The organism is Pseudomonas sp. Sample_23 (genome assembly GCF_004307595.1).
GTDB classification, from domain to species: Bacteria; Pseudomonadota; Gammaproteobacteria; order Pseudomonadales; family Pseudomonadaceae; genus Aquipseudomonas; species Aquipseudomonas atacamensis.
This window is the reverse complement of record NZ_RCNX01000083.1, coordinates 333111-359712: the sequence shown is the minus strand read 5'-3', so window position 1 is coordinate 359712 and position 26602 is coordinate 333111. Positions and strand designations below refer to the sequence as shown.

23 protein-coding genes are annotated in these 26602 nt (G+C 61.5%); 13 read left to right on the top strand and 10 right to left on the bottom strand.

Features of this window, described 5'->3' with window-relative positions; genetic code table 11:
- The first annotated feature begins 54 nt into the window (after nt 1–54).
- From hutU to mdoH, 13 genes are all read left to right on the top strand, one after another.
- A complete protein-coding gene (gene hutU, locus D8U82_RS21590) occupies nt 55–1743 on the top strand; it encodes a urocanate hydratase (protein WP_016772090.1) in 1689 nt (562 codons plus the stop codon).
- 148 nt (nt 1744–1891) lie between these two features.
- A complete protein-coding gene (locus tag D8U82_RS21585) occupies nt 1892–3364 on the top strand; it encodes a cytosine permease (protein WP_125925776.1) in 1473 nt (490 codons plus the stop codon).
- Between the two features lie 71 nt (nt 3365–3435).
- On the top strand, nt 3436–4404 hold the full coding sequence (locus D8U82_RS21580; RefSeq protein ID WP_041477544.1) for an ABC transporter substrate-binding protein: 969 nt from the start codon (nt 3436–3438) through the stop codon (nt 4402–4404).
- 70 nt (nt 4405–4474) lie between these two features.
- On the top strand, nt 4475–5326 hold the full coding sequence (locus D8U82_RS21575; protein WP_016772087.1) for a proline/glycine betaine ABC transporter permease: 852 nt from the start codon (nt 4475–4477) through the stop codon (nt 5324–5326).
- Nucleotides 5323–6153 (top strand): glycine betaine/L-proline ABC transporter ATP-binding protein, encoded by an 831-nt coding sequence (locus D8U82_RS21570; RefSeq protein WP_076565191.1) that lies wholly within the window; start codon nt 5323–5325, stop codon nt 6151–6153. The genes D8U82_RS21575 and D8U82_RS21570 overlap by 4 nt, the downstream gene beginning before the upstream one ends.
- Before the next feature lie 184 nt (nt 6154–6337).
- Nucleotides 6338–7861, top strand: a complete 1524-nt coding sequence (gene hutH / locus D8U82_RS21565; protein ID WP_130902928.1) for a histidine ammonia-lyase — start codon at nt 6338–6340, stop codon at nt 7859–7861.
- 116 nt (nt 7862–7977) lie between these two features.
- Entirely contained in the window at nt 7978–9510 is a 1533-nt protein-coding gene (hutH, locus tag D8U82_RS21560; protein WP_130902927.1) for a histidine ammonia-lyase, read from the top strand.
- A gap of 100 nt (nt 9511–9610) precedes the next feature.
- Nucleotides 9611–10816 (top strand): imidazolonepropionase, encoded by a 1206-nt coding sequence (gene hutI / locus D8U82_RS21555; protein WP_130902926.1) that lies wholly within the window; start codon nt 9611–9613, stop codon nt 10814–10816.
- A gap of 10 nt (nt 10817–10826) precedes the next feature.
- A complete protein-coding gene (hutG, locus tag D8U82_RS21550) occupies nt 10827–11630 on the top strand; it encodes an N-formylglutamate deformylase (RefSeq protein ID WP_130902925.1) in 804 nt (267 codons plus the stop codon).
- Between the two features lie 172 nt (nt 11631–11802).
- Nucleotides 11803–12774 (top strand): prolyl aminopeptidase, encoded by a 972-nt coding sequence (gene pip / locus D8U82_RS21545; protein ID WP_073471584.1) that lies wholly within the window; start codon nt 11803–11805, stop codon nt 12772–12774.
- The gene (gene dtd / locus D8U82_RS21540; RefSeq protein ID WP_122601419.1) at nt 12771–13208 is read left to right on the top strand and encodes a D-aminoacyl-tRNA deacylase; all 438 of its coding nucleotides are present in this window, start codon (nt 12771–12773) and stop codon (nt 13206–13208) included. The genes pip and dtd overlap by 4 nt, the downstream gene beginning before the upstream one ends.
- A gap of 462 nt (nt 13209–13670) precedes the next feature.
- Nucleotides 13671–15452: a glucan biosynthesis protein G gene (locus D8U82_RS21535; protein WP_177433377.1), complete on the top strand. Its 1782-nt coding sequence runs from the start codon at nt 13671–13673 to the stop codon at nt 15450–15452.
- Nucleotides 15445–18015 carry a glucans biosynthesis glucosyltransferase MdoH gene (mdoH, locus tag D8U82_RS21530; protein ID WP_024011251.1) on the top strand — a complete coding sequence of 857 codons (2571 nt, stop codon included), beginning with the start codon at nt 15445–15447 and terminating at the stop codon, nt 18013–18015. Before D8U82_RS21535 ends, mdoH begins: the two co-directional genes overlap by 8 nt.
- Before the next feature lie 249 nt (nt 18016–18264).
- Here the strand turns inward: mdoH and D8U82_RS21525 are convergent, their stop codons facing one another.
- The 10 genes from D8U82_RS21525 to ubiE all read right to left on the bottom strand — a co-directional run bounded on the left by D8U82_RS21525 (nt 18265) and on the right by ubiE (nt 26484).
- Nucleotides 18265–20181, bottom strand: coding sequence for a methyl-accepting chemotaxis protein (locus D8U82_RS21525; protein WP_130902924.1), 1917 nt, complete (start codon nt 20179–20181; stop codon nt 18265–18267).
- Between the two features lie 205 nt (nt 20182–20386).
- On the bottom strand, nt 20387–21094 hold the full coding sequence (locus D8U82_RS21520; protein WP_122508487.1) for a 16S rRNA (uracil(1498)-N(3))-methyltransferase: 708 nt from the start codon (nt 21092–21094) through the stop codon (nt 20387–20389).
- Nucleotides 21091–21882 (bottom strand): twin-arginine translocase subunit TatC, encoded by a 792-nt coding sequence (gene tatC / locus D8U82_RS21515; RefSeq protein ID WP_016772075.1) that lies wholly within the window; start codon nt 21880–21882, stop codon nt 21091–21093. Before tatC ends, D8U82_RS21520 begins: the two co-directional genes overlap by 4 nt.
- The gene (tatB, locus tag D8U82_RS21510; protein ID WP_016772074.1) at nt 21879–22325 is read right to left on the bottom strand and encodes a Sec-independent protein translocase protein TatB; all 447 of its coding nucleotides are present in this window, start codon (nt 22323–22325) and stop codon (nt 21879–21881) included. The genes tatC and tatB overlap by 4 nt, the downstream gene beginning before the upstream one ends.
- 10 nt (nt 22326–22335) lie before the next feature.
- Nucleotides 22336–22617 (bottom strand): twin-arginine translocase TatA/TatE family subunit, encoded by a 282-nt coding sequence (locus D8U82_RS21505; protein WP_016772073.1) that lies wholly within the window; start codon nt 22615–22617, stop codon nt 22336–22338.
- 25 nt (nt 22618–22642) lie between these two features.
- Complete coding sequence (locus D8U82_RS21500) at nt 22643–22975, bottom strand: phosphoribosyl-ATP diphosphatase (protein ID WP_003220849.1); 333 nt, start codon at nt 22973–22975, stop codon at nt 22643–22645.
- Nucleotides 22968–23369 carry a phosphoribosyl-AMP cyclohydrolase gene (hisI, locus tag D8U82_RS21495; protein ID WP_007899278.1) on the bottom strand — a complete coding sequence of 134 codons (402 nt, stop codon included), beginning with the start codon at nt 23367–23369 and terminating at the stop codon, nt 22968–22970. Before hisI ends, D8U82_RS21500 begins: the two co-directional genes overlap by 8 nt.
- A 120-nt stretch (nt 23370–23489) precedes the next feature.
- Nucleotides 23490–25094, bottom strand: a complete 1605-nt coding sequence (gene ubiB, locus D8U82_RS21490) for a ubiquinone biosynthesis regulatory protein kinase UbiB (RefSeq protein WP_024011256.1) — start codon at nt 25092–25094, stop codon at nt 23490–23492.
- Nucleotides 25091–25714 carry an SCP2 sterol-binding domain-containing protein gene (locus tag D8U82_RS21485; protein ID WP_130902923.1) on the bottom strand — a complete coding sequence of 208 codons (624 nt, stop codon included), beginning with the start codon at nt 25712–25714 and terminating at the stop codon, nt 25091–25093. The genes ubiB and D8U82_RS21485 overlap by 4 nt, the downstream gene beginning before the upstream one ends.
- Nucleotides 25714–26484, bottom strand: a complete 771-nt coding sequence (gene ubiE, locus D8U82_RS21480) for a bifunctional demethylmenaquinone methyltransferase/2-methoxy-6-polyprenyl-1,4-benzoquinol methylase UbiE (RefSeq protein WP_016772069.1) — start codon at nt 26482–26484, stop codon at nt 25714–25716. Before ubiE ends, D8U82_RS21485 begins: the two co-directional genes overlap by 1 nt.
- Between the last annotated feature and the right edge of the window lie 118 nt (nt 26485–26602).

Below are 26602 nucleotides of genomic sequence, written 5' to 3'. Positions count from 1 at the left end.
GGCTGCTGCCCACTGCCAGGGTTGGTTTGAATTGATCGCTGAGGAGTCTTTTTCGTGACTGACAATACCCAGAACAGCAACAAGTTTCGTGACGTGCAGATCCGCGCCGCCCGCGGTAACACGCTGACCGCCAAGAGCTGGCTGACCGAAGCGCCGCTGCGCATGCTGATGAACAACCTCGACCCGGAAGTCGCCGAGAACCCGAAAGAACTGGTGGTCTACGGTGGCATCGGTCGCGCGGCGCGCAACTGGGAGTGCTACGACAAGATCGTCGAAAGCCTGACCAACCTGAACGACGACGAAACCCTGCTGGTGCAATCGGGCAAGCCGGTCGGCGTATTCAAGACTCATAGCAACGCGCCGCGCGTGCTGATCGCCAACTCCAATCTGGTGCCGCACTGGGCGAGCTGGGAACACTTCAACGAACTCGACGCCAAAGGCCTGGCCATGTACGGCCAGATGACCGCCGGCAGCTGGATCTACATCGGCAGCCAGGGCATCGTTCAGGGCACCTACGAAACTTTCGTCGAGGCCGGGCGCCAGCATTACAACGCCGACCTCAAGGGTCGCTGGGTGTTGACCGCCGGCCTCGGTGGCATGGGCGGCGCGCAACCGCTGGCCGCCACCCTGGCCGGCGCCTGCTCGCTGAACATCGAATGCCAGCAGGTCAGCATCGATTTCCGCCTGAAAAGCCGTTACGTCGATGAGCAAGCCAAAGACCTCGACGACGCTCTGGCGCGCATCGACAAATACACCAAAGAAGGCAAAGCGATTTCCATCGCTCTGCTCGGCAACGCGGCGGAAATCCTGCCGGAGCTGGTCAAGCGCGGCGTGCGCCCGGACATGGTCACCGACCAGACCAGCGCCCACGATCCGCTCAACGGCTACCTGCCGGCTGGCTGGAGCTGGGACGAATACCGCGCCCGCGCCAAGACCGAACCAGCCGCTGTGATCAAAGCCGCCAAGCAGTCGATGGCGGTGCATGTGAAAGCCATGCTGGAGTTCCAGAAGCAGGGCATTCCGACCTTCGACTACGGCAACAACATCCGTCAGATGGCTCAGGAAGAAGGCGTCGAAAACGCCTTCGATTTCCCGGGTTTCGTACCGGCCTACATCCGTCCGCTGTTCTGCCGTGGCATCGGCCCGTTCCGTTGGGCGGCGCTGTCGGGTGATCCACAGGACATCTACAAAACCGACGCCAAGGTCAAAGAGCTGATCCCCGACGACGCGCATTTGCACAACTGGCTGGACATGGCCCGCGAGCGCATCAGCTTCCAAGGTCTGCCGGCGCGTATCTGCTGGGTCGGTCTGGGCCAGCGCGCCAAGCTCGGTCTGGCCTTCAACGAAATGGTCCGTAGCGGTGAGCTGTCGGCCCCGGTGGTGATCGGTCGCGACCACCTCGACTCCGGCTCGGTGGCCAGCCCCAACCGCGAAACCGAATCGATGCAGGACGGCTCCGACGCCGTCTCCGATTGGCCGCTGCTCAACGCACTGCTGAACACCGCCAGCGGCGCGACCTGGGTGTCGCTGCACCACGGCGGCGGTGTCGGCATGGGCTTCTCGCAGCATTCGGGGATGGTGATCGTCTGCGACGGTACCGATGAGGCTGCCGAACGCATTGCTCGTGTGCTGCATAACGACCCGGCGACTGGCGTCATGCGCCATGCCGATGCCGGTTACCAGATTGCCATCGACTGCGCGAAAGAGCAGGGGCTGAATCTGCCGATGATCACTGGCGGGTAACACGCTCTGGTTTATGTGGGAGCGAGCCTGCTCGCGAAGGCGTCGTGTCAGTCGCTACTGCTGTGCCTGATACACCCGATTCGCGAGCAGGCTCGCTCCCACAGAGGAATTTCAGTGAACCCGAATAGCAATCCACAGAGGTTGAATCATGGCGGTTAACAACGAACGTGCAGGCAGTACACCGTTGATCGAAAGGCGTTCGATCGACTACATCCCGGAAGCGGAAAGACACGGTCGTCTGTTCAGCCAGTTCACCCTGTGGATGGGCGCCAACCTGCAGATCACCGCGATCGTCACCGGGGCCTTGGCGGTGGTACTTGGCGGTGATGTGTTCTGGTCGTTGATCGGTCTATTGATCGGTCAGTTGCTCGGCGGTGGTGTGATGGCGCTGCATGCCGCGCAGGGACCGAAACTGGGCTTGCCGCAGATGATCTCCAGCCGTGTGCAATTCGGCGTTTATGGCGCAGCGATTCCGATCGTGCTGGTGTGCCTGATGTACCTGGGTTTCACCGCCACCGGGACAGTGCTCTCCGGGCAGGCGCTGGGGCAGCTGTTCAACGTCAGCGACAGCTTTGGCATCCTTATTTTCGCCAGCGTCATCGTGCTGGTCACAGTGCTTGGCTACCGTGTAATCCACTGGATCGGCCGCGTCGCCAGTGTGATTGGCGTGATCGCTTTCGTGTTCCTGTTCTGGCGGCTGATGAGCCAGACCGACGTCGGTGCGCTCCTGCAGATTCGTCATTTCAGCTGGAGCAGTTTCCTGTTGGCGGTGTCGCTGGCGGCGTCCTGGCAGATCGCCTTCGGCCCGTACGTGGCGGACTACTCGCGCTACCTGCCGAGCGCCACTTCATCGGTGAAAACCTTTTTCGCCGCTGGCGCAGGTTCGGTGATCGGCGCCCAGGTGGCGATGATCCTCGGTGTGTTTGCCGCCGCTTCAGCCAACGGTCAATTCGCTGGCCATGAAGTCGCCTACATCGTCGGGCTCGGCGGTACCGGCGCCACTGCCGCGCTGCTGTATTTCAGCATCGCGTTCGGCAAGGTGACCATTTCGACGCTGAACTCCTACGGCAGCTTCATGTGCATCGCCACCATCATCAGTGGTTTCAAAGGGCACCTGACGGTTACTCGCATGCAGCGGCTGATCTTCGTGCTGTTCATCGTCGGCGCGGCAACCCTGATTGCCCTGCTCGGGCAGCACTCGTTCCTCGGTGCGTTCAAGTCGTTCATCCTGTTTCTGCTCGCCTTCTTCACCCCGTGGAGCGCGATCAATCTGGTCGACTACTACTGCATAACCCGCGAGCGTTACGACGTGCCGGCGCTGGCCGATCCGAACGGTCGCTACGGACGCTGGAACCTGCTCGGCATCAGCGTCTATGTGTTCGGTGTACTGGTGCAGCTGCCGTTCATCTCGACCAAGTTCTACACCGGGCCGCTGGTGGCCGCCCTCGGTGATGTGGACATTTCCTGGATCATCGGTCTGGTTCTCCCGGCCGCCGTCTATTACTTCTGCGCAAAGAAATGGCACAGCGCAGTGCCCGATCGCCTGATTCTGCCGGTCGAGCAGAACAGCACCCGACAAGCAAAAACGAGCGGGACCGGTCGCGCTGCGGCGCAGGCCTGATCTGGACGTGGACCAGGCTGGATGCCTCTTGAACTGCCGTAAGCCCATTCATGATTAGGAGCGTCACGACAATGAAATCGAACAAGACCCTGCTGACCACATTGCTGTCCATGGGCCTGTTGGCCAGTGCCGGTGCGACGCAAGCCGCCGGCTGGTGCGAATCGGGCAAACCGGTGAAATTCGCCGGGCTGAACTGGGAGAGCGGCATGCTCCTGACCGACGTTATGCAAGTGGTGCTGGAGAAAGGTTACGGCTGCAAGACCGACAGCCTGCCGGGCAATTCCATCACCATGGAAAACGCCCTGAGCAGCAACGATATTCAAGTGTTCGCCGAAGAGTGGGTCGGCCGCAGCGAGGTCTGGAACAAGGCCGAGAAGGCCGGCAAGGTCGTCGGTGTCGGCGCACCGGTGGTGGGCGCGGTCGAAGGCTGGTACGTGCCGCGTTACGTGATCGAAGGCGACGCCAAGCGCAAGCTCGAGGCAAAAGCCCCGGACCTGAAAAACATCGCTGATCTGGGCAAGTATTCCGCCGTATTCAAGGACGCCGAAGAGCCGTCCAAGGGCCGCTTCTATAACTGCCCGGCCGGCTGGACCTGCGAGCTCGACAACAGCGAAATGCTCAAGAGTTATGGCCTGGAAAACAGCTACACCAACTTCCGCCCAGGCACAGGACCTGCGCTGGATGCGGCGGTGCTGTCGAGCTACAAGCGTGGCGAGCCGATCCTCTTCTACTACTGGTCGCCGACGCCGCTGATGGGCCAGATCGACGCGGTCAAACTGGAAGAGAAACCCGGCGTCGACAAGACCGTCAGCATCAAGGTCGGCCTGTCGAAAACCTTCCACGACGAAGCCCCGGAACTGGTCGCCGTGCTGGAAAAGGTCAACCTGCCGATCGACCTGCTCAATCAGAACCTTGGGCGCATGGCCAAGGAACGTATCGAGTCGGCAAAACTGGCGAAAATCTTCCTCAAGGAACATCCTGAAGTCTGGCACGCATGGGTGAGCGACGACGCAGCCAAGAAAATCGACGCGGCCTTGTAGGTCAGGTTTCCCCGGCTGCCAGCCACGGCAGCCGGACGCTTGATCGCAACCCCTTGATTGAGAGTCCCTTATGTTTCCCGAAAGCTTTACCTTTTCCATCGCCGACTGGGTCAACGGTTGGGTCGATTCGCTGGTGACCAACTACGGCGACGTGTTCCGGCATATCTCCGACACGCTGCTGTGGGCCATTGTCAGCCTCGAAGGTTTGCTGCGTGCGGCGCCGTGGTGGTTGATGCTGGCAATCGTCGGTGTCATCGCCTGGCACGCCACGCGCAAGGTCGTGACCACCGCCGTGATTGTCGGCTTGCTGTTTCTGGTGGGTGCGGTCGGCCTGTGGGACAAGCTCATGCAGACCCTGGCGCTGATGATGGTCGCGACGATCATTTCGGTGCTGATCGGCATCCCGCTGGGGATCCTCTCGGCGCGCAGCAATCGCCTGCGTTCGGTGCTGATGCCGCTGCTCGACATCATGCAGACCATGCCGAGTTTCGTGTACCTGATTCCGGTGCTGATGCTGTTCGGCCTGGGCAAGGTGCCGGCGATTTTCGCCACGGTGATCTACGCCGCGCCGCCGCTGATTCGCCTGACCGACCTCGGTATTCGTCAGGTCGACGGTGAAGTCATGGAGGCGATCAACGCCTTCGGCGCCAACCGCTGGCAGCAACTGTTCGGCGTGCAACTGCCGCTGGCGCTGCCGAGCATCATGGCCGGGATCAACCAGACCACGATGATGGCCCTGTCGATGGTGGTGATCGCTTCGATGATCGGCGCCCGTGGCCTCGGTGAAGACGTGCTGGTGGGGATTCAGACCCTTAACGTCGGCCGAGGTCTCGAAGCCGGGCTGGCGATCGTGATTCTCGCGGTGGTCATCGACCGCATTACTCAAGCGTACGGTCGGCCACGCCACGAGGTGAGCAAATGAGCAACGCAAGCGTGAGCAAGATCGAAGTGCGCAACGTCTTCAAGATTTTCGGCAACCGCGCCAAGGATGCGCTGGCCATGGTCGGCCAGGGCAAGAGCAAGGACCAGGTGCTCAGCGAAACCGGTTGCGTGGTCGGCGTGAACGACTTGTCGCTGAGTATCGGCACCGGCGAAATCTTTGTGATCATGGGCCTGTCCGGCTCGGGCAAATCCACCCTGGTACGGCACTTCAATCGGCTGATCGACCCCACCAGCGGGGCGATTCTGGTCGATGGCGAGGACATCCTGCAGTACGACATGGACGCCCTGCGCGAATTTCGTCGACACAAGATCAGCATGGTGTTCCAGAGCTTCGGTCTGCTGCCGCACAAAACCGTGCTCGATAACGTCGCCTACGGCCTGAAAGTGCGCGGCGAAAGCAAGCAGGTCTGCGCCGAACGCGCGCTGCACTGGATCAACACCGTCGGCCTCAAAGGCTACGAAAACAAATACCCGCACCAGCTCTCCGGCGGCATGCGTCAGCGCGTCGGCCTCGCCCGTGCATTGGCGGCGGACACCGACATCATCCTCATGGACGAAGCGTTCAGTGCGCTGGACCCGCTGATCCGCGCCGAAATGCAGGACCAGTTGCTGGAACTGCAAAAGACCCTGCATAAAACCATCGTCTTCATCACCCACGACCTCGACGAAGCCGTGCGCATCGGCAATCGCATCGCGATTCTCAAGGATGGCCGGTTGATCCAGGTGGGCACGCCAAGAGAGATCCTGCATTCGCCGGCGGATGAGTATGTCGACCGGTTCGTACAGCGGCGGGCGGCGGTGGTGTGACGCTGAGTGGCCGTTGTGGTGAGGGGATTTATCCCCGTTCGGCTGCGAAGCAGTCGTAAAACCGGCCACTGCGGTCTGTCTGACGGATTTGCGGGCATGGTTTGGGGCGGCTTCGCCACCCAACGGGGATAAATCCCCTCACCACAGGGTTCCCGGCATCAACAGAATTGGTATGAGGTTAGAGATGTCCCAGGCTGAAAAAATCGTTATCACAGGCAGCCCTCTGCGTTGGCAGGACGTGGTCGCTGTCGCCCGTCACGGTGCGCCGCTGGAACTGTCCAGCGACATCTGGGCGCGCATCGACAATGCTCAGGCCATCGTTCAGCGCATCGTCGCCAGCGGCGAGCGCGCCTATGGCGTCAACACCGGTCTCGGCGGTCTGTCCAACGTTTCGCTGCAAGACGAACAGCTCAGCCAACTCTCGCGCAACACCTTGCTCAGCCATGCCTGCGGTGTCGGCCCGGTGCTCAGCGACGAGCAGACCCGCGCAATCATCTGCGCTGCGATCCACAACTACAGCCACGGCAAGTCCGGCCTGCATCGGCGTGTCGTCGAAGGGCTGCTGGCGCTGCTCAATCGCGGCATCACCCCGCAGGTGCCGTCGCAGGGTTCGGTGGGTTATCTGACGCACATGGCGCACATCGGCATCGCGCTGCTCGGCGTCGGTAATGTCAGCTATCGCGGGCAGATCACCTCGGCGCAACAGGCGTTGGCCGAAGAAGGCCTGCAACCAGTGCAACTCGGTGCGAAGGATGGCTTGTGTCTGGTCAACGGCACGCCGTGCATGACTGGCCTCAGTTGCCTGGCGATTGCCGACGCTACGCGGCTGTTGCAATGGGCCGACGTCATCGGCGCGATGAGTTTCGAAGCCCAGCGCGGCCAGATCGATGCGTTCGATGCCGAAATCATTGCGCTCAAGCCGCATCCGGGCATGCAGCAGGTCGGCAACAACCTGCGCGCCTTGCTCGATGGCAGCGAAGTGATCGCTGCGAGCAAAGGCATTCGCACTCAGGATGCGCTGAGCATTCGTTCGATCCCGCAGGTTCACGGCGCCGCCCGTGATCAACTGGAGCATGCGATCAAACAGGTCGAAGCCGAACTCAACGGCTGCACCGACAACCCGTTACTGCTCGGCACGCCGGACAATTTCCGGGTGATGTCGCAGGCCAACCCGCACGGTCAATCCGTGGCGATGGCGGCGGATCTGCTGGCGATTGCCATGGCCGAAATCGGCTCGATTGCCGAGCGCCGTCTGGACCGTTTGGTCAACCCGCACGTCAGCGGTCTGCCGGCGTTTCTGGTGGCCAATCCCGGGGTCAACTCGGGAATGATGATCGTGCAATACGTCGCCGCATCGCTGTGTGCGGAAAACCGCCAATTGGCGCAACCGGCGGTACTCGACAACTACATCACCTCGGGCCTACAGGAAGATCACCTGAGCATGGGCACCAACGCCGCGCTGAAGCTGCATCGCGCGCTGGAAAACTGCACGCAGATCCTCGCGATTGAATACCTGCTGGCGGCGCAGGCGTTTGAATTCCTCAAGGAACAGCGCTTTGGCGTGGGCACTGACTGCGCGTGGAAACTGCTGCGCGAAACGGTCCCGGCCTACGATCAGGATCGCTGGCTGGCGCCGGATATCGCCGCCGCTGCGACCGTGCTGAAAGACCCGAATCTGCCGCACAACGTTCTACCGAATTTGCACTGACTACTACCCATACCAGCGTGCCAAGGCGTGGATCGTTCACAAGACGAGAAGCGACGGATAACGGAATGCTCCGGAGCGACTGGTAGTTAATAACAATGCCTGACAGGAGCATTTTAATGACTGCGTTGAATCTGATCCCCGGCCAACTGAGCCTGGCCCAACTGCGTGACGTCTACCAGCATCCCGTAACCTTGACTCTCGACAACAGCGCCAGCGCGCAGATCGAGGCCAGCGTCGCCTGTGTCGAGCAGATCCTCGCCGAGAACCGCACCGCCTACGGCATCAACACCGGCTTCGGCCTGCTGGCCTCGACGCGCATCGCCAGCGAAGACCTGGAGAACCTGCAGCGTTCGCTGGTGCTCTCGCACGCGGCCGGCGTCGGCCAGCCGATCAGCGATGACCTTGTACGACTGATCATGGTGCTCAAGGTCAACAGCCTCAGCCGGGGTTTCTCCGGCATCCGTCGGCAGGTGATCGATGCGCTGATCGCGCTGATCAATGCCGAGGTCTATCCGCATATTCCGTTGAAAGGTTCGGTCGGTGCGTCGGGGGATCTGGCACCGTTGGCGCACATGTCGCTGGTGCTGCTGGGCGAGGGCAAGGCGCGCTACAAGGGCGAATGGCTTGAGGCCACCGAAGCGCTGAAAGTCGCCGGCCTGGCGCCGCTGACGTTAGCGGCTAAAGAAGGTCTGGCCCTGCTCAACGGTACTCAGGTTTCCACAGCCTTTGCGCTGCGCGGTTTATTCGAAGGCGAAGACCTGTTTGCCGGTGCCCTGGCGCTGGGCAGTCTTACTGTTGAAGCCGTGCTCGGTTCGCGCTCGCCGTTCGACGCGCGCATTCACGCCGCACGTGGGCAGAAAGGTCAGATCGACGCCGCTGCGGCTTATCGCGATCTGCTCGGTGAGCGCAGCGAAGTCTCCGCCTCGCACCAGAATTGCGACAAGGTCCAGGACCCGTACTCGCTGCGCTGCCAGCCGCAAGTCATGGGCGCCTGCCTGACCCAGTTCCGTCAGGCCGCTGAAGTGCTGGCAGTGGAAGCCAACGCGGTTTCCGACAACCCTTTGGTATTCGCCGCTGAAGGCGACGTGATTTCCGGCGGCAACTTCCACGCCGAACCAGTGGCCATGGCCGCTGACAACATGGCCCTGGCCATCGCTGAAATCGGCTCGCTGAGCGAGCGGCGCATCTCGCTGATGATGGACAAGCACATGTCGCAACTGCCGCCGTTCCTGGTGGCCAATGGCGGGGTGAACTCCGGTTTCATGATCGCTCAGGTCACCGCTGCGGCACTGGCCAGCGAAAACAAGGCGTTGTCCCATCCACATTCGGTGGACAGCCTGCCGACCTCGGCCAACCAGGAAGATCACGTATCGATGGCCCCGGCGGCGGGCAAGCGTCTGTGGGAAATGGCCGAGAACACTCGCGGCATTCTCGCTGTGGAATGGCTGGCGGCGGTGCAGGGCCTGGATCTGCGCAACGGCCTGAAGACTTCGCCGAAGCTGGAACAGGCACGGGCGATTTTGCGCAAGGAAGTGGCGTTTTACGAGAAGGACCGGTTCTTCGCCCCGGACATCAATGCGGCGACCGAGTTGCTGGCTTCGCGGTGTTTGACTGAGCTGGTTCCGGCGAAGCTTCTGCCGAGCCTGTAAGGGACTATTCGCGAGCAGGCTCGCTCCCACAGTTGGAATGCGTTTCCCTGTGGGAGCGAGCCTGCTCGCGAAACGATTTTGAACAAGACGAGGATTTGGGATGAAAACCCTCTGGCAACACTGCCACGTCGCAACCATGGCCAACGGCGCCTATTCGATCATCGAGGATGCCGCGATCGTCACGTCCGGCGCGCTCATCGAGTGGATCGGCCCACGCACTCAATTGCCGTCCGGCGAATACCCGGCGGTCAATGATTTGCAGGGTGCGTGGGTCACCCCCGGTCTGATCGACTGCCACACCCACACCGTGTTCGGCGGCAACCGCAGCGGCGAGTTCGAGCAGCGTCTGCAAGGCGTCAGCTATGCCGAGATCGCCGCGCAGGGCGGCGGCATCGCCAGCACCGTGCGCGCCACTCGCGAAGCCAATGAGGACGAGCTGTTCGCCAGCGCCGCCAAACGCCTGAAAAGCCTGATGCGCGACGGCGTGACCACGGTGGAAATGAAGTCGGGCTACGGTCTCGATCTGGCCAACGAGCGCAAGCTGCTGCGAGTCATCCGGCGCCTGGCCGAAGAGCTGCCGATCAGCGTGCGCAGCACTTGCCTGGCGGCGCACGCGTTGCCGCCGGAGTACAAGGATCGCGCCGACGAATACATCGATCTGGTCTGCGAGCAGATGCTCCCGGCCCTTGCCGCCGAAGGTCTGGTCGATGCCGTGGATGCGTTCTGCGAATACCTGGCGTTTTCGCCGGAGCAGGTCGAGCGGGTCTTCGTCGCCGCGCAACAACTCGGTCTGCCGGTGAAACTCCACGCCGAGCAATTGTCCTCGCTGCACGGCTCCAGCCTCGCCGCGCGCTACAAAGCCTTGTCCGCCGATCATCTGGAATTCATGGATGAGGACGATGCCATCGCCATGGCCGCCGCCGACACCGTCGCTGTGCTGCTACCGGGCGCGTTCTACTTCCTGCGCGAAACCCAATTGCCGCCGATGGACGCGCTGCGCAAGCACAAGGTGAAGATCGCCATCGCCAGCGACCTCAACCCCGGCACCTCGCCGGCGCTGTCGTTGCGTCTGATGCTGAACATGGCCTGCACCTGTTTCCGCATGACTCCGGAAGAAGCCCTGGCCGGGGCGACCCTTCATGCCGCGCAGGCGCTGGGCATGGCTGACACCCACGGCTCGCTGGAGGTCGGCAAGGTCGCTGATTTCGTGGCGTGGGACATCGAGCGTCCGGCGGATCTGGCCTATTGGCTCGGTGGCGATCTGGACAAGCGTGTCGTGCGTCACGGCGTCGAATCGAATTTCTAGGAGGGCGGTTGTGGACAAGGTTCTGAGTTTCAAACAAGGTCGCGTGCCGCTGCTGATCAGCATGCCCCACGCCGGCGTGCGGCTGACCCCGGCGGTCGAAGCCGGGCTGATCCCGGCTGCGAGAAGCCTGCCGGACACCGACTGGCATATTCCGCAGCTCTACGATTTTGCAGAAGAACTGGGCGCCAGTACCCTGGCGGCTGAGTATTCGCGCTTCGTCATCGATCTCAACCGGCCGTCCGACGACAAGCCGTTGTATGCCGGGGCGACTACCGGGTTGTATCCGGCGACGTTGTTCGACGGTATTCCGTTGTTTGAGGAGGGGCAGGAGCCGTCGAAAGAGGAGCGCGCAACATACCTGGAGCAGATCTGGACGCCGTACCACCGCACCTTGCAGGAGGAACTGGCGCGACTGAAAGCCAAATTCGGCTATGCGCTGTTGTTCGATGCGCACTCGATCCGCTCGATCATCCCGCACCTGTTCGACGGCAAACTGCCAGACTTCAACCTTGGCACCTTCAATGGCGCCAGCTGTGATCCACAATTGGCCAGTCAACTGGAAGCGATCTGCGCGCAGCACGAGCAGTTCACCCATGTGCTCAACGGTCGCTTCAAGGGCGGACACATCACCCGCCAATACGGCGACCCTGCGCAGAACATCCACGCCGTGCAGCTGGAACTGTGCCAGTCCACCTACATGGAAGAGTTCGAGCCGTTCCGCTACCGCGCCGACCTCGCCGAACCGACGCGGGTGGTGCTCAGGGAATTGCTGCAGGGACTGCTCGCTTGGGGTGAAAAACACCACAACGCCTGATGCACCCCTGTCGGAGCTGCCGAAGGCTGCGATCTTTGATCGTTCCCACGCAGAGCGTGGGAACGATCAGGCCCCGGAGCATGCTCATTGACGCAAATCGGGTTTATGATGCCCAACGGCAGAATAATACGAGTCCCCTCAGGGATGACCTCGACCCCTTACGGAGCGCGCAATGCAGACTTTGTTTCCGCAGATCAAACCCCACGCCCGGCACGATCTGGCTGTCGATGACACCCATACGCTGTACGTCGATGAAAGCGGCTCGCCGGAGGGTTTACCGGTGGTGTTCATCCACGGTGGCCCCGGCGCCGGCTGTGACGCCCAGAGCCGACGCTATTTCGATCCGAATCTGTATCGCATTGTCACCTTCGACCAGCGCGGCTGCGGTCGTTCCACCCCGCACGCCAGCCTGGAAAACAACACCACCTGGGATCTGGTCGAGGACCTGGAGCGCATCCGCAAACACTTGGGCATTGAAAAATGGGTGCTGTTCGGCGGCTCCTGGGGTTCGACCCTGGCGCTGGCCTACGCGCAAACCCACCCGGAGCGGGTCCATGGTCTGATTCTGCGCGGGATTTTCCTGTGCCGTCCGCAGGAAATCGAATGGTTCTATCAGGCCGGCGCCAGCCGTCTGTTCCCCGATTACTGGCAGGACTACATCGCGCCGATCCCGCTGGACGAGCGCGACGACCTGCTCAACGCTTTCCACAAACGCCTGACCGGCAACGATCAGATCGCCCAGATGCATGCGGCGAAGGCGTGGTCGACCTGGGAAGGGCGCACCGCGACCCTGCGCCCGAACCCGCTGGTGGTCGATCGTTTCTCCGAGCCGCAGCGCGCGCTGTCGATCGCGCGGATCGAATGCCACTACTTCACCAACAATGCCTTCCTTGAACCTAACCAGCTGATTCGCGACATGGGCAAGATCGCTCATCTGCCCGGCGTGATCATTCACGGTCGTTACGACGTGATCTGCCCGCTCGACAACGCCTGGGAATTGCACCAGGCCTGGCCGAACAGCGAATTGCAGGTGATCCGCGACGCCGGCCACGCCGCGTCCGAGCCGGGCATCACCGATGCGCTGGTGCGCGCGGCGAGCAAAATGGCCCAGCGCCTGCTCGACCTGCCGCTCGAAGAAGCATGAAGGCGCTGTTGCAACGCGTACGCGGTGCGCGGGTTGAAGTCGCCGGCGAGGTAGTCGGCGCGGTCGATCAGGGTTTGCTGGTGCTGGTGGCGGTAGAACCCGACGACACGCGTACCAGCGCCGACAAACTTCTGCATAAGCTGCTTAACTATCGGGTATTCAGTGACGCCGAGGGCAAGATGAATCTGTCCCTGGCGGATGTGGGTGGCGGGTTGCTGCTGGTCTCTCAGTTCACCCTCGCCGCCGACACCAAAAGCGGCCTGCGTCCGAGCTTTTCTACGGCCGCACCGCCGGCGCTGGGTGAAGAATTGTTCGACTATTTATTGAGTCAGGCGAAACAGGTGCATGGCACTGTGGCATCAGGTAGATTCGGCGCCGATATGCAGGTGCACCTGGTCAACGATGGCCCGGTAACCTTCCTGTTACAGACCTGACAGTGCCTGAAACATGTTTTTCGGCAATTTCGACTGTTTTTAGGCTGTTTTCGCGATAAATACTTTGTTACCCCTGATGCGTTGTCATCCGGGCTACTAGATAATCGCGCGCTGCGGGGATCGACATTCGTTGATCCGTTTTGACTTAGGTAGAGACTTGTCTGGATCCGATTGGGGAATCATTTTGCCCCGGCGGAGTCGGAACAATGCTCGCCAACCTGGCATGAGCGGTCTGTACGGCCATTTTTGTCAGCATTATTTCGAGGGCCATGAAGCCAGAGGCAAGGCGCTGCGACGACTCATAGCTCGCTATGGGGAGGAGCGGCAACGCAGTATCTGGCTTCATGGAACCGAAATAAGCTGACTAAAAATGGCCACACAGACGGCTTGCTGGCCGTTGGTTTATTGATCTGTTTTCGGCGAGGGTTGCTCGTGATTGTTAGTCCCTGTAATGCAGCAAAAATGTCTGCCAAACGCCTGCGAAGTGCTCTGGTAGCGGGTTCGGCGCTCCTGTGCCTGCTCAGCGCCGGTCAGCTTTGGGCGTTCAATCTTGACGACGTATCGGCCAAGGCCAAAGAGCTGGCCGGGCAGAAGTTCGAAGCCCCGCGCAGCAACCTGCCGAACGAATTCCGCGAAATGAAGTTCGCGGACTACCAGAAGATCCGCTTCCTCACCGAAAAGGCTGAGTGGGCCGATCAGAAGACGCCGTTCAAGCTCTCCTTCTATCACCAGGGTATGCACTTCGATACACCGGTGAAAATCAACGAAATCACCACCAATACCGTCTCGGAGATCAAATACGATCCGAGCCGCTTCGATTTCGGCGACCTGAAATTCGATCCGAAAGCCACCGAACAACTGGGCTATGCCGGTTTCCGTGTGCTGTACCCGATCAACAAGGCCGACAAGCAAGACGAGATCATGACCATGCTCGGCGCGAGTTACTTCCGCGTCGTCGGCAAGGGCCACACCTATGGTCTGTCGGCCCGTGGTCTGGCGATCGATACCGCGCTGCCGTCGGGTGAAGAATTCCCGCGTTTCCGCGAGTTCTGGATTCAGCAGCCCAAGCCGGGCGACAAGCACCTGGTGATCTTCGCTCTGCTCGACTCGCCGCGTGCCACTGGTGCCTACCGCCTGATCCTGCGTCCGGGCAGCGACACCATCGTCGACGTCAAGGCGCAGATGTTCCTGCGTGACAAGGTTGGCAAACTGGGTATCGCGCCGCTGACCAGCATGTTCCTGTTCGGCGCCAACCAGCCGTCGAAAGTGCTCAACTACCGTCGTGAACTGCACGACTCCAGCGGTCTGTCGATCCATGCCGGCAACGGTGAGTGGATCTGGCGCCCACTGAACAACCCGAAACATCTGGCCGTGAGCAACTTCAGCGTCGAGAATCCGCGTGGTTTCGGTCTGCTGCAGCGTGGCCGTGACTTCAGCCACTACGAAGACCTCGACGACCGCTACGACAAGCGCCCGAGTGCCTGGATCGAGCCGAAGGGCGAGTGGGGCAAGGGCACTGTCGATCTGGTAGAGATTCCGACCGCTGACGAAACCAACGACAACATCGTTGCGTTCTGGAGCCCGGAAAAAATGCCGGAGCCAGGCCAGCCGCTGGACTTCGCCTACCGTATGCACTGGACCATGGACGAAGCAGCACTCCACGCGCCGGACAGCGCCTGGGTGGCACAGACCCTGCGTTCGACCGGTGACGTCAAACAATCGAACCTGATCCGTCAGCCCGATGGCAGCGTGGCCTATCTGGTCGACTTCGAAGGTCCATCGCTGGCGGCCCTGACGCCGGATGCCGACGTGCGCAGTCAGGTCAGCGTCGGTGACAACGCCGAACTGGTCGAGAACAGCGTGCGCTACAACCCGGAAACCAAGGGCTGGCGCCTGACCCTGCGGATGAAGATCAAGGATCCGAGCAAAGCGACCGAAATGCGTGCCGCCCTGGTTCAGCCAGTGGTCACCGCAGATCTGGGCAAATCGGTGCCGGCGTCCAATTCGTCGGTCGCCAAGGCTGACAAGGTTGCCGCCAAGCAACAGGAAAAACTCGACAAGGAAGCCAAGGCCGCCGAAGCCAAACAGGCTGAAGCCAAGCCTGCAGCCGACGCCAAGGACAAGGCCAACAAAGACGCCAAGCAGCCAGTCGCTGCCGACGCGGTCCCAGCCACACCGGAATCGGCGCCGACTGAAGAAGTCCTGACCGAGACCTGGAGCTATCAGTTGCCTGCCGATGAGTAATTCACCAGTACAGCCAGAGACTCTGTCCGAGTATCTGGCGCATCTGCCGATGACCGACGAGCAACGCGCGGAACTCGCGGGTTGCCAGTCGTTCAGCGAGCTGCATGAACGCCTGTCGTCCTCGACATTCGACGCCCCTGCCGAAGCCGCCCAGGCTTCGGTGGGCAAGCGTCTGACCCTGAGCACTGCCGAAGAACTGGCTGAAGCGGAAATGCTGATGCTCGACGCCAGTGGTCGGGTCAGCCTCAAGGCGACCCCGCCGATCCGCCGCACCAAGGTCGTGCCGGAGCCATGGCGCACCAATATCCTGGTGCGTGGCTGGCGCCGTCTGACCGGGCGCACCAACCCGCCGCAGCCGCCGAAGGACGCCAATGTCCTGCCGGCCGCGCGCTGGCGCACCGTCGGTTCGATCCGCCGCTACATTCTGTTGCTGCTGATGCTCGGCCAGACCATCGTTGCCGGTTGGTACATGAAAGGCATCATGCCGTACCAGGGCTGGTCGTTCGTCGATCTGGAAGAAGTCCTGCATCAGCCGCTGCTGCAAACCGCCACGCAAGTGCTGCCGTACGCGCTGCAAACCAGCATCCTGATTCTGTTCGGGATTCTGTTCTGCTGGGTCTCGGCCGGCTTCTGGACCGCGCTGATGGGCTTCCTCGAGTTGCTCACCGGCCATGATAAATACCGTATCTCCGGGAAAAGCGCTGGTAACGAGCCGATTCCAAAAGATGCGCGTACTGCGCTGGTGATGCCGATCTGCAACGAAGACGTGCCGCGTGTATTCGCCGGTCTGCGTGCGACGTTCGAATCGGTCGCGGCCACCGGTGATCTGGATCGCTTCGACTTTTTCGTCCTCAGCGACAGTAACGACACCGATATCTGCGTCGCCGAGCAACAGGCCTGGCTGGATGTCTGCCGCGAGGCCAAGGGCTTCGGCAAGATCTTCTATCGCCGTCGTCGCCGTCGTGTGAAACGCAAGAGCGGCAACCTCGACGACTTCTGCCGTCGTTGGGGCGGTGACTACAAGTACATGGTCGTGCTCGACGCCGACTCGGTGATGAGCGGCGAGTGCCTGACCAGTCTGGTGCGCCTGATGGAAGCCACGCCGGACGCCGGGATCATCCAGACCGCGCCACGTGCGTCGGGCATGGACACCCTGTATGCGCGGATGCAGCAGTTTGCGACCCGCGTGTACGGCCCGCTGTTTACCGCCGGTCTGCACTTCTGGCAGTTGGGTGAATCCCACTACTGGGGTCACAACGCGATCATCCGCATGAAGCCGTTTATCGACCACTGCGCCTTGGCGCCGTTGCCGGGCAAGGGCGCGTTCTCCGGTGCGATCCTGTCCCACGACTTCGTCGAAGCTGCGCTGATGCGTCGGGCCGGCTGGGGCGTGTGGATTGCCTACGACCTGCCGGGCAGTTACGAAGAGCTGCCGCCGAACCTGCTCGATGAGCTCAAGCGTGACCGCCGCTGGTGCCACGGCAACCTGATGAACTTCCGCCTGTTCCTGGTCAAGGGCATGCACCCGGTGCACCGCGCGGTGTTCCTCACCGGCGTGATGTCTTACCTGTCGGCGCCGTTGTGGTTCTTCTTCCTGGTGTTGTCGACCGCGCTGCTGGCGGTGAACACGCTGATGGAGCCGCAGTACTTCCTCGAGCCGCGTCAGCTCTATCCGCTGTGGCCACAATGGCATCCGGACAAGGCCATCGCGCTGTTCTCGACGACCATCGTGCTGCTGTTCCTGCCGAAGCTGTTGAGCATCATCCTGATCTGGGCCAAGGGCGCGAAAGAGTTCGGCGGCAAGTTCAAGGTGACCCTGTCGATGCTGCTGGAGATGCTGTTCTCCATGCTGCTGGCGCCGGTGCGGATGATTTTCCACACCCGCTTCGTCCTCGCCGCGTTCCTCGGCTGGGCCGCGACCTGGAACTCGCCGCAGCGTGACGACGACTCGACGCCGTGGAGCGAGGCGGTCAAGCGCCACGGTCCGCAGACGTTGCTGGGCTTCTTGTGGGCGCTGCTGGTGATCTGGCTGAACCCGAGCTTCCTCTGGTGGCTGGTGCCGATCGTCGGTTCGCTGATGCTGTCGATCCCGGTATCGGTGATCTCCAGCCGTGTCGGCCTGGGCCTGAAGACCCGTGACGAGAGCCTGTTCCTCATCCCTGAGGAATACAATCCGCCACAGGCCTTGCTGGCAACCGATCAGTACACCCACGAGAACCGCTATCACGCCCTCAACGACGGCTTCGTCCGCGCCGTGGTCGATCCTCAGCAGAACGCCCTGGCGTGCTCGCTGGCGACCTCGCGTCATGGCCAGGCCGAGCCGATCGAGTGGCTGCGTCAGGAACGTGTGCGTCACGCGATCAAGGTCGGCCCGGCCGGGCTGAACAACCATGATCGCCTGCAACTGCTCAGCGACCCTGTCGCACTGGCACGCCTGCACGAGCAGGTCTGGGCTGAAGGTCACGCCGAGTGGCTGGATGCTTGGCGCGCGTCGGTGAAAGCCGATCCGCATGCGCCGTTGCTGCCGCTGCGACCGGTGAGCCTGCAGGCTCAGCCGGCCTGATAAAAAACCCCGCTGATTCAGCGGGGTTTTTTTATGTCCGCTGATTTGCGAACAAATCCGGATAAAGCCTAAAACCAGTGCATAGCATCCGTCGCCAAATTGGCGCGCTCGTTATCTACGACGCGCAGACCGCGCCGCTGCCTTCGCGAGCAGGCTCGCTCCCACCTTGGAATGCGTTTCCCTGTGGGAGCGAGCCTGCTCGCGAATGGCATCACCTCGGTTCCAGGCGAACCGAGGTTGTGCATCAACTCAGACTTTGAAACGGCCGACCAGCATCTGCAGATGCGTGCCCAGTCGCGCCAGTTCAACGCTGGATGCGGCAGTCTCCTCGCTCGCCGCCGAGGTCTGATCGGACACATCGCGCACGTTCAGCACGCTGCGGTTGATCTCTTCGGCCACGGCGCTCTGCTGCTCGGCGGCTGCGGCGATCTGCTGGTTCATTGCCTGGATCGCCGACACAGTGCGGGTGATGCTCTCCAGTGAGCCACCGGCACGCCGGGTCAGTTCGACACTGCTGTCGGTGAGGCTGCGGCTGTTGTCCATGATCGTCGCCACTTGCTGAGTGCCGTTTTGCAGGCCGACGATCAGCTCTTCGATCTCTTCGGTGGACTTCTGCGTGCGCTGGGCGAGGCTGCGAACTTCGTCGGCAACCACGGCGAAACCACGTCCGGCTTCACCGGCGCGGGCCGCTTCGATGGCAGCGTTGAGGGCCAGCAGGTTGGTTTGCTGGGCCACTGACTTGATCACGTCGAGGACGCTGCCGATCTTGTCGCTTTCACGCTTGAGCTCGCCCATGGCTTCGGTGGAGTGGCCGACCTCGACCGCCAGACGTTCGATCTGCGCGATGGCTTCGCCGACGACCTTGTCACCTTCGCGGGCCTGTTGATCAGCGGCGACAGCGGCCTCAGAAGCTTCCTCAGCGTTGCGCGCGACTTCCTGCACGGTGGCGGCCATCTCATTCATGGCGGTAGCGACCTGATCGGTCTCGATCTTCTGATTATTGACCCCGGCGCTGGTCTGCTCGGTCACCGCGGATAGCTCTTCAGCGGCGCTGGCGATCTGCGTGACGCCGTCGCTGATACCGCCGATCAACTCGCGCAGGCCCTGGGTCATGCTTTGCATCGAGCGCTGCAATTGACCGAGTTCATCACGACGCAGGGAAACCAGGTTGTGGGTCAGGTCGCCGGCGGCCACGCGTTCGGCGACTTTCAGGGTCTGGGTCAGCGGAATGATGATTTGCCGAGTGATGATCCACGCTGCCAGCAAACCGAACACCAGCGCCAGCACGGTGGCGATCAGCAGCATGTTCTTGGCGTGGGCGGCGTCGGTGTCGCGCACCACGGTTTGCGATTCGGTGAGCTTCTTGCTGACCGACATCAGGATCTCGCCCTGAGCCGACATGTTCGCCAGTGCAGCAGTGTTCTTGACCTGCGAATCACGGAATTGAGCGACAGCGGCGCGGTAAGCCTTGAGCGAGTCGGTGGCTTGCTGCAGGTTGGCGATGTGCTGCTCTGGCACGCGGGTCGGCAGGCTTTCGAGGTTTTTCAGGGCGTTGTCGATGGCGGTCAGCGCCGGTTGCTCGGCATCGGCCTTGCCGCTGTAGGTGTAGCCGCGCACCTGATAGCGCGCCTGCTGCAACAGTTTGCTCAGCTCGATCACCGCGTTGTACTGCGCAACGCTGTCACCTTGCAGCAGTGCACTTTCGACTTCGCCGACCTTGGCCACGGCATTATCGGCATTGGCGCCAAGCTTGCTGCGCGCGTCTTCACGCTGGACGGTGGCCTGGGTCATTTCGCCGAAAGCGCGTTTGTATTCGGCGACCGCAGCGAGCTGTTGATCGACCATCGCCACATCGGACGGCTGCTCGATCATGCCGCGTGCCGATTGCAGACCGCTTTCGAGTTTGCTGAGCAATTCATTGACCGCCCCCGGACCCTGTTCACCACGACGCATGTCGTAGTCCATGCGCGCCAGGCGCAGGTCTTTGGTCAGCTCATTGAGGCTGGAAATGAAGCCGAGCTTGTCGCCACGGCTGATGATGCCGCTCATGCCGGTCCAGCCGGTGAAAGTGATCAACAGCGTCAGCAACAGCACCAGGCCGAAACCGATGCCCAGCTTGCGTTTGACGCTGACGTTTCCAAGACTCTCGGCTAACCAACGGTACATGCGACCACTCCCTTCGGACCACTTAATTGGACTTATAGGGGCTGTATCGGCTGGGTGATGGCAATCTGTAACGCCACTTGTCTGCGACAGTAGGGGCTTGTAGGAGCTGACGAGTGCAACGAGGCTGCGATCCTTTGATCTTGCTTTTAAAACAAGATCAAAAGATCGCAGCCTTCGGCAGCTCCTACACAGGATCGGTGTCGGGTTAGAACAGGCGTGCAAGCAGGGCGGTGACGGCGGTTTCGACGCGCAGGATGCGCTCGCCCAGTTGCACCGGTTGCAGGCCGGATTTGGCCAGCAGATCGATTTCGTAGGGAATCCAGCCACCCTCGGGGCCGATGGCCAGGGTCACCGGTTCGCTCAGAGCGCGCGGGCAGGGCGGGAAGTTGCCGGGGTGGCCGACCAGGCCTAGTGTGCCCTCGGCGATCGCCGGCAAGCGATCTTCAACGAAAGGCTTGAAGCGCTTTTCGATGACGATCTCCGGCAACACCGTATCGCGAGCCTGTTCGAGCCCGAGGATCAACTGCTCACGAATCGCTTCCGGCTCCAGAAATGGCGTCTGCCAGAAGCTTTTTTCGACGCGATAGCTGTTGACCAGAATCACCTTGGCCACGCCCATGGTCGCGACGGTCTGGAACACGCGGCGGAGCATTTTCGGCCGGGGCAGGGCCAGCACCAGGGTCAGCGGCAGTTTGGCCGGCGGAGGCTGATCGAGGTTGACGCGCAGCTCCGCTTCGCCCGCTTCCAGACGCAGCAACTCGGCCGAACCCATCAACCCGTTGATGCGCCCCACACGCAGGCTGTCGCCGACTTCCGAGCGATGCACTTCCTGCATGTGGGTCAGACGGCGATCACGCAGAATCACGCGGTCGGCCGCAATGAAGTCGGCCTCTTCGAGCAGCAGCAGGTTCATGCCTGGGTCGCTGGCGGCTGGTCGTTGTGGTCGTCGGCCGGCGTTTCGTCCGGGCGTTCGCGCTTGCTGACCAGCGCGCCGAAGAGGATGCCGATTTCGAACAGCATCCACATCGGCACAGCCAGCAGGGTCTGCGAGAAGATGTCCGGCGGGGTCAGGATCATGCCGACCACGAAGCAGCCGATGATCACGTACGGGCGGATCTTCTTCAGGTATTTGACGTCGACCACGCCGATCCACACCAGCAGGACTACGGCCACCGGAATCTCGAACGCCACGCCGAAGGCGAAGAACAGCGTCATGACGAAATCGAGGTAGCTGGCGATGTCGGTCATCATTTCCACGCCGGCCGGGGTGGCAGCGGCGAAGAATTTGAAGATCAATGGGAAGACGAAGTAATAGGCGAACGCCATGCCGATGTAGAAGAGCAGGATGCTGGAGATCAGCAACGGTACCGCAACGCGTTTTTCATGCTTGTACAGGCCCGGTGCGATAAAGCCCCAGATCTGATGCAGGATCACTGGAATCGCGAGGAACAGCGAAACCATCATCGTCAGTTTCAGCGGCGTCAGGAACGGCGACGACACGTCGGTGGCGATCATCGTCGCGCCGACCGGCAGGTACTGGCGCAGCGGCGTCGAGACGAAGGTGTAGATCTGCTGGGTGAACGCGAACAGCCCGGCAAAAATAATGAAGATCGCCGCCACGCAACGCAGCAGGCGGGTGCGCAACTCGGTGAGGTGCGATACCAGCGGCATGTGCTGGTCGTTTTCCGGAAGATCGCTCATGGGGCTCGCGGCGGCAGTGTAGGGTCTTGAGGCGCTGGTGTAGTCGGCGCGGCGGAGGGCGCTACGTGTTCAACCGATGTGTCTGTGGTAACCGGCGCCGGTCCTGGCGGTGTTACAACAGGTGCAGGTGCAGTGGGAGCGGCAGCGCTGTGAATCGTCTGCTCGCCCACAGGCTCGACCGGCGACGGCTCCTGCTGGTTCGGATTGAAGATCTTCCGCGCCTCTTGCTCCAGCGACAGAATATGTTCGTTGTGCAGTTGCCGACGGATCTCGTCGGCACCGATTTCACGTTCAACTTCCTGTTTGATCGCGTTGAAGCTGCGCTTCAGGCGGCCGACCCACAGACCGGCGGTGCGCGCCGCGCCCGGCAGACGCTCGGGGCCGAGCACCAGCAGGGCGACGAGGCCGACGAGCAGCAGTTCAGAGAAGCTGATACCAAACATTAGTCAGTGCTCACACGTCTTTGCGGATCGGCTCTTCGACTTTTTGCGCCTGCACGTCGATGGTGTGCGGCGGGTTGGCCTGAGCGGTGGTTTGCGGCTGCACCGGTGGCACAGGCTGGGCCGGCGGGGTCACGCTAGGCTCGGCCGGTTTTTCGTCGTCGTTCATGGCTTTGCGAAAGCCCTTGATCGATTCGCCAACGTCGGTGCCGAGGTTTTTCAGTTTCTTGGTACCGAATACCAGCACCACGACAATCAGAATGACGACCCAGTGTTTCCAGTCAAAAATGCCCATGTGGCGATTCCTCTCTAAAAGTTGTTCAGGCGGACGGACGCGAGGCTTTCTCGACGTGTCCGGACAGGCCGAAGCGACGGTCCAGTTCATCCAGCACGGCCTGCGGATGCTGCCCCAGTTGGGCGAGCATGACCATGCTGTGGAACCACAGGTCGGCGGTCTCGTAGATCACATCACTGCAATCGCCGCTGATGGCGGCATCCTTGGCGGCAATAATGGTTTCGACCGACTCTTCGCCGACTTTCTCCAGAATCTTGTTCAGCCCCTTGTGATACAGGCTGGCGACATACGAACTGTCGGCGGCTGCGCCTTTGCGCTCTTCAAGTACCTGAGCGAGGCGGGTCAGGGTGTCACTCATGTGTGTGTCCTGCGGAATAGATAGCGTGCGGGTCTTTCAGTACCGGGTCGACCGTTTTCCAGTCGCCGTTTTCGAAGACCCGGTAAAAGCAGCTTTGACGGCCGGTGTGGCAGGCGATGTCGCCGATCTGTTCAACCATCAGGATGATCACGTCGGCATCACAGTCCAGGCGCATCTCATGCAGGGTCTGCACATGGCCGGACTCTTCGCCCTTGCGCCACAGCTTGCCACGGGAACGTGACCAGTAGATTGCACGATTCTCCGCAGCGGTCAGTTCCAGCGCTTCGCGGTTCATCCAGGCCATCATCAATACGCGCCCGGTCTTGTGATCCTGGGCAATCGCCGGCACCAGGCCGTCAGCGTCCCACTTGATCTCGTCCAGCCAGTTTTTCATCTTCAATTCCTGAAAAGCAGCTTCGAGTTTCAAGCTTCAAGCTGCAAGTAAAAGCAGGTTGCGGTGTTCCGGTGTCGTCAAGCTTGCAGCTGGCAGCTTATAACTTGCAGCTGATTCGTGCTATCGGCGAACGACCAGATACAAACCGACTGCGATCATGATTCCGGCGGGCCAGTGCGCCCACTCGGTCAGCGGACCACCCGCAGCGAGGATCGCGCCGCCGGCCAGATGCGCGCAGCCGAGCAGGCGCAGGAACCAGTCGTCCTTGCGTTTGCGCCACGGCGGCGGTGGGTCTTTGGCGTGGGGTTGCGACATGCGTTCGAGCAGATCGCGGGCCATGTTCGACAGGTGCGGAATCTGCTCCAGCTGGCTCTGCACGTTGCCCAGCAAGGCTTTCGGGCTGACACGTTCGCGCATCCAGCGCTCGAGAAACGGCTGCGCGGTGTTCCACAGATCCAGATCCGGGTACAGCTGACGCCCGAGGCCTTCGATGTTCAGCAAGGTCTTCTGCAACAGCACCAGTTGCGGCTGCACTTCCATGTTGAAACGGCGAGCGGTCTGGAACAGGCGCATCAGCACCTGGCCAAATGAAATATCTTTTAACGGTTTTTCGAAGATCGGTTCGCACACCGTACGGATCGCCGCTTCGAATTCGTTGAGTTTGGTTTCCGCCGGCACCCAGCCCGAATCGATGTGCAACTGCGCCACACGGCGGTAGTCACGCTTGAAGAAGGCGAACAGGTTGCGCGCCAGATAATCCTGGTCTTCCGGGGTCAGGCTGCCGACGATGCCGCAGTCGATCGCGATGTATTGCGGGCTCCACGGATTGACCGTGCTGACAAAGATGTTGCCCGGGTGCATGTCGGCGTGGAAGAAACTGTCGCGGAACACCTGAGTGAAGAAAATCTCCACGCCGCGCTCGGCGAGCATCTTCATGTCGGTGCGCTGGTCGGCAAGGGTCGCCAGATCGGTGACCTGGATGCCGTAGATGCGCTCCATGACCAGCACTTTCGGCCGGCACCAGTCCCAATAGACTTGCGGTACATAAAGCAGCTGCGAGCCTTCGAAGTTGCGGCGCAACTGGCTGGCGTTGGCCGCCTCGCGCAACAGATCGAGTTCGTCGTAAATGGTCTTTTCGTAATCCTGCACCACGTCGACCGGGTGCAGCAGGCGCGCGTCAGCGGAGAATTTTTCCGCTGCGCGGGCGAGGATGAACAGCCATGCCAGATCCTGCGCGATGATCGGTTTCAGGCCTGGGCGAATGACCTTGACCACGACTTCTTCGCCACTTTTCAGCTGCGCCGCATGCACCTGCGCCACCGAGGCCGAGGCCAGAGGGGCGACGTCGAAACGGCTGAACACTTCGCTGATTTTCTTGCCCAGCTGTTCTTCGATCAGCTTGATCGACACTTGCGAATCGAACGGCGGCACGCGGTCCTGCAGCAGCATCAGCTCATCGGCGATGTCTTCCGGCAACAGGTCGCGGCGGGTCGAAAGAATCTGCCCGAACTTGATGAAGATCGGCCCCAGATCCTGCAACGCCAGACGCAAGCGCGCGCCACGGTTGAGCTCCAGCGGCTTGCGCGGCAGCCAGCGCCACGGCAGCAAAAAGCGCACGGCCAGAAGGAACCAGGGCAGTGGCAGATCGAACAGCAGGTCATCGAGGCGGTAGCGGATCACGACGCGCTGGATGCGCAACAGACGGCGGACGGCAAGCAGCTTCATGCGTTATCGCTTGGGTCGAGGGATCGGGAAAGGCGCTCGAAACGCGCCTCGAGTCGTTCCAGATCAAGTTTGATCCGGTCCAGTTCGCTGAATCGCGCTTCGGCTTCGCGCTGCCCGACGAGGGTGCGCGATTCTTCGGCGAGGTATTCGGCAAGATTCTGGTTGAGGCTGGCAAATCCTTGTTGATACCAGCGTGCGCGGCTGCGCAGATGGCCACCGAGCAGTTGCGTGGCGACCGGACCGAGCCAGCGCGAGAGTTCGTACTCCCAGTCCAGCTCAAGATCCTGCAGTACGCCGGCCAGCTCCAGCAACACACCGCTGTCGCCATCGAGCTCGACTTCCGGTGCGTGCAGCACCGCGGTCTTGTCTTTGCTCAGGGCCAGTTTCACCAGGCTTGAGGCCGGTGCGCGCAACGTGCAATCGACATCCGCTGCCCACTGCGAGGCGAGCATCAAGCCTTCGTCGCTGGGCAGGATGAACAGTTGCAGCGCCGGACTGCGGCCGTCGACGGCAATCACCTTGCCGGTCAAATGCGCCAGGCGCGGCAGCGCCGTGCTGTCGAGACGCAGCACCCGGTTGAGGCCGAGTTCGACGCTGGCGAGCAGCCCGGTGAGCAACATCAGGGTTTGATGCCGCGGTGCAGGGCGACGATGCCTGCGGTCATGTTGTGATAGGTCACGCGGTCGAAACCGGCCTCGACCATCATCGACTTCAGGGTTTCCTGATTCGGGTGCATGCGGATCGATTCGGCCAAGTAACGATAGCTTTCCGAATCGTTGGTGATCAGCTTGCCCATCAGCGGCATGAAGGCGAACGAGTAGGCGTCGTAGGCTTTCGACATCAGCGCGTTGGTCGGCTTGGAGAATTCCAGCACCAGCAGGCGTCCGCCGGGCTTGAGCACGCGCAGCATCGAACGCAGCGCGTCCTCTTTGTGCGTCACGTTGCGCAGACCGAAGGCGATGGTCACGCAGTCGAAATGGTTGTCCGGGAACGGCAGTTTTTCCGCGTCGGCCTGGACGAATTCGACGTTGCCGGCAACGCCCAGATCGAGCAGACGATCACGGCCGACCTTGAGCATCGACTCGTTGATGTCGGCCAGCACGACCTGGCCGGTCGGGCCGACGAGGTTCGAGAACTTGCGGGTCAGGTCGCCGGTGCCACCGGCGATGTCGAGCACGCGGTTGCCGCTGCGCACGCCGGAAAGCTCGATCGCGAAACGCTTCCACAGACGGTGCATGCCGCCCGACAGAAGGTCGTTCATCAGGTCGTATTTAGCGGCTACGGAATGGAAAACCTCAGCGACTTTTTCCGCTTTCTGGCTTTCCGGAACGTTTTTGAAGCCGAAGTGAGTGGTGGGTTCGGCATCGCTGCCTTTGCGCTGATCAGTCATATCGCTGTCACCAAAAGAGAATGCGCGACATTCTAATCCCCAAGCCATGCTTTGTCTTGGAATGGCTAAAGGTAAGATGGGCAACCTTCGGGACGATTTGCCGCAGATGCGGTCAAGA

Excerpts from the sequence above, each read along its gene's own strand:
- D8U82_RS21570 (WP_076565191.1), top strand. The coding sequence starts at position 5,323 with ATGAGCAACGCAAGCGTGAGCAAGATCGAAGTGCGCAACGTCTTCAAG.
- D8U82_RS21505 (WP_016772073.1), bottom strand. The coding sequence starts at position 22,617 with ATGGGCATTTTTGACTGGAAACACTGGGTCGTCATTCTGATTGTCGTG.
- hutH (WP_130902928.1), top strand. The coding sequence starts at position 6,338 with ATGTCCCAGGCTGAAAAAATCGTTATCACAGGCAGCCCTCTGCGTTGG.
- ubiB (WP_024011256.1), bottom strand. The coding sequence starts at position 25,094 with ATGAAGCTGCTTGCCGTCCGCCGTCTGTTGCGCATCCAGCGCGTCGTG.
- D8U82_RS21580 (WP_041477544.1), top strand. The coding sequence starts at position 3,436 with ATGAAATCGAACAAGACCCTGCTGACCACATTGCTGTCCATGGGCCTG.
- D8U82_RS21575 (WP_016772087.1), top strand. The coding sequence starts at position 4,475 with ATGTTTCCCGAAAGCTTTACCTTTTCCATCGCCGACTGGGTCAACGGT.
- hutH (WP_130902927.1), top strand. The coding sequence starts at position 7,978 with ATGACTGCGTTGAATCTGATCCCCGGCCAACTGAGCCTGGCCCAACTG.
- tatC (WP_016772075.1), bottom strand. The coding sequence starts at position 21,882 with ATGAGCGATCTTCCGGAAAACGACCAGCACATGCCGCTGGTATCGCAC.
- D8U82_RS21585 (WP_125925776.1), top strand. The coding sequence starts at position 1,892 with ATGGCGGTTAACAACGAACGTGCAGGCAGTACACCGTTGATCGAAAGG.
- mdoH (WP_024011251.1), top strand. The coding sequence starts at position 15,445 with ATGAGTAATTCACCAGTACAGCCAGAGACTCTGTCCGAGTATCTGGCG.
- ubiE (WP_016772069.1), bottom strand. The coding sequence starts at position 26,484 with ATGACTGATCAGCGCAAAGGCAGCGATGCCGAACCCACCACTCACTTC.
- D8U82_RS21525 (WP_130902924.1), bottom strand. The coding sequence starts at position 20,181 with ATGTACCGTTGGTTAGCCGAGAGTCTTGGAAACGTCAGCGTCAAACGC.
- D8U82_RS21500 (WP_003220849.1), bottom strand. The coding sequence starts at position 22,975 with ATGAGTGACACCCTGACCCGCCTCGCTCAGGTACTTGAAGAGCGCAAA.
- D8U82_RS21485 (WP_130902923.1), bottom strand. The coding sequence starts at position 25,714 with ATGTTGCTCACCGGGCTGCTCGCCAGCGTCGAACTCGGCCTCAACCGG.
- dtd (WP_122601419.1), top strand. The coding sequence starts at position 12,771 with ATGAAGGCGCTGTTGCAACGCGTACGCGGTGCGCGGGTTGAAGTCGCC.
- tatB (WP_016772074.1), bottom strand. The coding sequence starts at position 22,325 with ATGTTTGGTATCAGCTTCTCTGAACTGCTGCTCGTCGGCCTCGTCGCC.
- hisI (WP_007899278.1), bottom strand. The coding sequence starts at position 23,369 with ATGAAAAACTGGCTGGACGAGATCAAGTGGGACGCTGACGGCCTGGTG.
- D8U82_RS21520 (WP_122508487.1), bottom strand. The coding sequence starts at position 21,094 with ATGAACCTGCTGCTGCTCGAAGAGGCCGACTTCATTGCGGCCGACCGC.
- D8U82_RS21535 (WP_177433377.1), top strand. The coding sequence starts at position 13,671 with ATGTCTGCCAAACGCCTGCGAAGTGCTCTGGTAGCGGGTTCGGCGCTC.
- hutI (WP_130902926.1), top strand. The coding sequence starts at position 9,611 with ATGAAAACCCTCTGGCAACACTGCCACGTCGCAACCATGGCCAACGGC.
- pip (WP_073471584.1), top strand. The coding sequence starts at position 11,803 with ATGCAGACTTTGTTTCCGCAGATCAAACCCCACGCCCGGCACGATCTG.